The sequence below is a fragment of the Devosia sp. genome (genome assembly GCF_030689745.1).
GTDB lineage: Bacteria > Pseudomonadota > Alphaproteobacteria > Rhizobiales > Devosiaceae > Devosia > Devosia alba.
Map to the genome: position 1 here is coordinate 1 of NZ_JAUYGL010000040.1, position 4,056 is coordinate 4,056.

Annotated in this window: 6 protein-coding genes; 1 reads left to right on the forward strand and 5 read right to left on the reverse strand. The window is 55.4% G+C overall.

Annotated features, from left to right (window positions below; genetic code table 11):
- Positions 1-1,226 (reverse strand): type II toxin-antitoxin system HipA family toxin (locus Q8O80_RS03675; RefSeq protein WP_305577050.1); only part of this gene is annotated, 1,226 nt, incomplete at its 3' end.
- On the reverse strand, positions 1,226-1,612 hold the full coding sequence (locus Q8O80_RS03680) for a helix-turn-helix domain-containing protein (RefSeq protein WP_305577052.1): 387 nt from the start codon (positions 1,610-1,612) through the stop codon (positions 1,226-1,228). The genes Q8O80_RS03675 and Q8O80_RS03680, both read right to left, overlap by 1 nt.
- Before the next feature lie 11 nt (positions 1,613-1,623).
- On the opposite strand from Q8O80_RS03680, the gene Q8O80_RS03685 reads away from it, so the two are divergent.
- Positions 1,624-1,866 carry a hypothetical protein gene (locus tag Q8O80_RS03685; RefSeq protein WP_305577054.1) on the forward strand — a complete coding sequence of 81 codons (243 nt, stop codon included), beginning with the start codon at positions 1,624-1,626 and terminating at the stop codon, positions 1,864-1,866.
- 100 nt (positions 1,867-1,966) lie between these two features.
- Here the strand turns inward: Q8O80_RS03685 and Q8O80_RS03690 are convergent, their stop codons facing one another.
- The 3 genes from Q8O80_RS03690 to Q8O80_RS03700 form a co-directional block, all read right to left on the reverse strand.
- Positions 1,967-2,230, reverse strand: a complete 264-nt coding sequence (locus Q8O80_RS03690; RefSeq protein ID WP_305577056.1) for a WGR domain-containing protein — start codon at positions 2,228-2,230, stop codon at positions 1,967-1,969.
- Positions 2,231-2,557: 327 nt separating this feature from the next.
- A complete protein-coding gene (locus tag Q8O80_RS03695; protein ID WP_305577057.1) occupies positions 2,558-3,091 on the reverse strand; it encodes a hypothetical protein in 534 nt (177 codons plus the stop codon).
- A 115-nt stretch (positions 3,092-3,206) separates the two neighbouring features.
- Positions 3,207-3,827, reverse strand: coding sequence for a hypothetical protein (locus Q8O80_RS03700; protein ID WP_305577059.1), 621 nt, complete (start codon positions 3,825-3,827; stop codon positions 3,207-3,209).
- Between the last annotated feature and the right edge of the window lie 229 nt (positions 3,828-4,056).

Genomic DNA, 4,056 nt, shown 5'->3' on the forward strand with positions numbered 1-4,056 from the left:
AGTTCTATGCCCTTCACACCGTGGTTCCGCATAATCTCCCTCCAGGTGCTATTGATCTGCCGTGCCATTTCGTGCGCCAAACGTCTGGCTTCGTCGGTGGCGAGGTTGAAGAACATGGCAGCCTCAAGCGCGAGTTCCAGCGAGGCGGCAAACGGCTCACCTTCGATGATCGCTGTTTTCAGAAAACGATGGCGCTCGGGCTGCGGGTTTACGTCAAAAAGCTGCGATAGGCTCCACTGGCCCTCACCGGCGTAAACGAAACCATGGTTCTTGAGATGGTCGTCGGTGTTAGTCACCAGAATAGTGAACACGATCCGCGACCAGAGTTCGTGCAAGTCTGCACGCGGGTTGTCGCTGTGTTGCTGGATGAATTGAGCGAGGTCCGTATAGGCGCCCTGCTCCGTGCCATGACGTTCGAGCGCTGTTCGGGCAGAGATATAAGGAATACGTGCTGTGCCCTCCCGGTCAAAGCGCCGGATGAGGGCAATGGGGCTCGTGGTTCGTTCCAGCATGAGCCGGGCGTCGGGGGCATTCAGGCCGACCTCGCGGGCCAATTTCAAGGTTGCGACTTCAATGCGCTCGACCGGGCTGGCGTCGCCCGCGGAGGAGAATTTTGCGATCCAGAGTTGGTCTTCGTTCAGTACATTGGCCTTAGGCCTTGCGCCCCCGATCGAACCTCCGGCTCCGGCCATCTGGCGCAGAGCCTCGTTGGAAACTTCACCGCCCCGTTCGATACTGGCAGCGATGGCCTGCAACTCTTCGAGTTCAACCAGTTGCGGAACCGGGGCCGCGCCCTCCCCCGTGATGATCCGCCCCCGACCATCACAGAACCGCAATGCGCCCTGACGTGTGGCATCATCAGTCAGCGTCAGCATGTCGAACTCGCTGAGACCGGCGCCGTAGAGGCGCTCCATCAACATGCGGCCCCAGGCGTCTGGTGCAGCATCCTGCAACACGCCAGGCAGACTGTCGCGCTGATCGCCACCCCGCCCGGCGGACGTGAAGAATGGTGCGAGACCCAGGGGCAGATCCGGGGCGATGGCAAAGCCACGGGCATCCTCAACCCAGTCCCTGTCATAGCTGAACTCGGAATGCTGCCGGTTGCGCTCAAAGGAAAAGCGCAGCTTGCCCACATGTAACAGGCTGTGGCCGAGGTGAACTTCGGCTTCTTGTGGCCCGGGGACGGACCGGCTGCGCACGGACCGGATTTGATCAGATTGCGCCATCAGAAGGCGATCCCCTTGCGCGCGTTCCTTTTGCTCTCAGGGTTATCTTGTTGCTCGCTTGCCTCGTCCCGGGTTTGAACGGACTTGCCTGAACTGAAGGAGCGCCCACGCTTTGGCACGGCCTGAAGCGCGAGCGAAAGGCCTACCGCATCGTTTTCCGGTGCCATGAGACCTGCCAGTATTGCCGGACTGCCAAGGGCTGCAAGCACCGAGGCGAGATTGCCGATGCCGATACCCGGATCGCCTTTCTCCAGGCGCATCAGGGTGCGTTCCGAAACATCGGCGCGCATCGCAAGTTCCGCCATAGTGAATCGGCGCGCAAGGCGTGCCTGGCGGAGGTTCTGCCCCAGAACTGAAAGAGATCGCATTGCCTTCAGGCTTGCCATAGCGGCCTCATATGACATATCCAATTATTATAGCCGTCATATATGGCGGTTTATTAGACGTCAAGCATACGGTGCCATCACGCCAGAAACGCAACCGGGATCGGCCGTTATCTCGCAACGATACTTATAGCCGGTACGGGCTACACAATAAATTGTCTGATGATGGGCTATTTCAAACCGGCCAGAAACAGACCGGCGAGTTATTTGCCGCGCTTGCGCTTTTGCCCGAAGCTCACTTCCTTGGCAAAGCGTGAGCGCTTCGGCACAGGCACGTGCGACCATGAGATAATCGGCGGGCGGTTCCCATTTTCGCGGTACGAGGCTTCACTCTGAACGAAAAGTTTGCGCTCTTGATCAATGGGAATTGTACAACGAGATCCTCGGCCGATAGCCTCGCTTCTGTTTCTTTCGCATGAGCTCCAGAAACAAATCGACGGCTTTTCCCTCGCTTTCAAAATGATGCATCTTGCTCTGCCCTCGCCTCCCAATCCGGCCCCAGGACCGGGTCAGACAGACCTCACCGAACAGCGAGCCCGAAATTTCCATGGCGTAGAAACGAGCCATGTTTTTGGCCGCTTCCGTGCGTTCGACATAGATGCGATAGGGCTGTGTGATCATGCCGACAGTGTCGGGAGTTTAGACCCAGGCGTCCAATGATATCGATGAATCGGTATCCCCGGATAGATTCATATTCTTGATGGGTTTCGTCGAGCAATACGTCTCTGCGGCTTGCGGATGAAGCCGAATCTCAATCAGTGATGCCCGGATGATTGTGCTTTAGAATGTCGGTGGTGCCCTCACCTCTCATGCCGGCAAGGATATCGCGGCTATCGGATCTGCCCTCTCGGATTCTGATTGCCGCTTGTCCTTGGATATGCCCCGCATATCCCTGATGGGGGATGACGCGCCCTTCGCCTGGACAGCGACCCAACAGCGAGCACGTCGTCAATCGACAGGTGTGGGTTGAGGACGCGGCACAGAAATCTCGAAGCTGTTCATGTATGTGCCGTAAGCTTCTACAGCTCGGCCGTGGGCGCGCTGATAGTCAAAAACTGGCATCATAAAAATCGGACACTCGACCGATCTGTGGATATCGGATTTAGGTCGGGCCGCCATGATGCTGGCGGCATGATCGGTGTCTATCTTTTTTGCCAGCGTACGTAACACTGGCGCCATCTTCGGATCATCCATTTCAAGACCAGGATCTGGGACAAAACCGAAGCAGATTTTTCCAGCATGATCTGTGACGACGAGGACTGATCCGACCGCGCGCGCATAAGCACGACAAGCGTGAGTCATGCAGGTTACCGCGTCCGCCTCCGAGATTCTATCTTTGCGGTACCGCATTCGGAGTTCTTCTGTTGGGCTGACCGGTGTGATGTTGCCGGCGGCAAGATCAGCGGTCATCTCGGGAATCGGACTGCTCTGGATCGCCCGCTGCATGCGGGAGAAGCTGTCCTGTCCTTCACATTTGTGCATTAGAATATTCCTTTGTGTTGTTGATTTTGAGAAAAACATTCGCCGCCACAGAGCTGACCCCGAACGTTGTAACGGTCCAGCCGGTGCTTCATCATGCCGTGCACCTTTACGAGCATCACGCCGAACGTCGTTCAAAGATCTTGTTGGCGTGTTCCACGACCAGAAAAGGCAGCTGAGACGGCGCCGCCGGAAACCACACCACGCCCGTTGGAAGGCCGAAGTCTTCAGCGACTCCGGGGCGCAGACGGCTGTAGTTGGTAAAATTGGCAGTCTCTGCGGTCATTGCTTCTAATGCGGATTCGCCATCCGTCCCTGAATCGAAAATCAGGCCAAACCCGTAGCCACCCCAACCGAAGAAGTCGTAATCATATTTTGCAGTCTTGACTGAGCCATCCTGCGTGATCTTGCGGGTCAGATACGGCTCGAAGGACTGTTGGCGCTCCTCCCCGTAGTAATGCCAACGGCCCCCAATAACGATCTCTCGATGTGAGCCGAGATCCTCTGCTGTCACCTCACGGATCTGTTCTTCGAAATCGGCAACAAATTCATAGATCGGATGATCCTTCAGCGCATGAGCATTACCGATCGTAGCGGTCATGCTCGACTTGGTTACCACGATCGACGCGTCTTCGCCCGGCAGCAGCAGGCGCCCGTCATATTCCCAGCTTGCAATATTGCCAGCTCTCGTGGCTGCGTCGAACTCCTGCATGAAGCATTGTGAGTTAGTTTTAAGCATAGTGTAAACTCCCCTTACTGTCGCACTATACTATTGTAGTATTTATAAGTAGTCAATAAAATAATACGTAACAACGCTAAACTGTTTAATATGTATTGTATTCAATATTGTTGTTGACGCTCATTAATACTTGTGATATATTTACTGTATGAATGAAAAGGAAAATTGCTTTGTAGTACTTTATTCTAGCTCTCCAGAGCGAACCGAACAGTTACGTTTCGGTTTGCGT

Excerpts from the sequence above, each read along its gene's own strand:
- Q8O80_RS03700 (WP_305577059.1), bottom strand. The coding sequence starts at position 3,827 with ATGCTTAAAACTAACTCACAATGCTTCATGCAGGAGTTCGACGCAGCC.
- Q8O80_RS03695 (WP_305577057.1), bottom strand. The coding sequence starts at position 3,091 with ATGCACAAATGTGAAGGACAGGACAGCTTCTCCCGCATGCAGCGGGCG.
- Q8O80_RS03690 (WP_305577056.1), bottom strand. The coding sequence starts at position 2,230 with ATGATCACACAGCCCTATCGCATCTATGTCGAACGCACGGAAGCGGCC.
- Q8O80_RS03680 (WP_305577052.1), bottom strand. The coding sequence starts at position 1,612 with ATGGCAAGCCTGAAGGCAATGCGATCTCTTTCAGTTCTGGGGCAGAAC.
- Q8O80_RS03685 (WP_305577054.1), top strand. The coding sequence starts at position 1,624 with ATGACATATCCAATTATTATAGCCGTCATATATGGCGGTTTATTAGAC.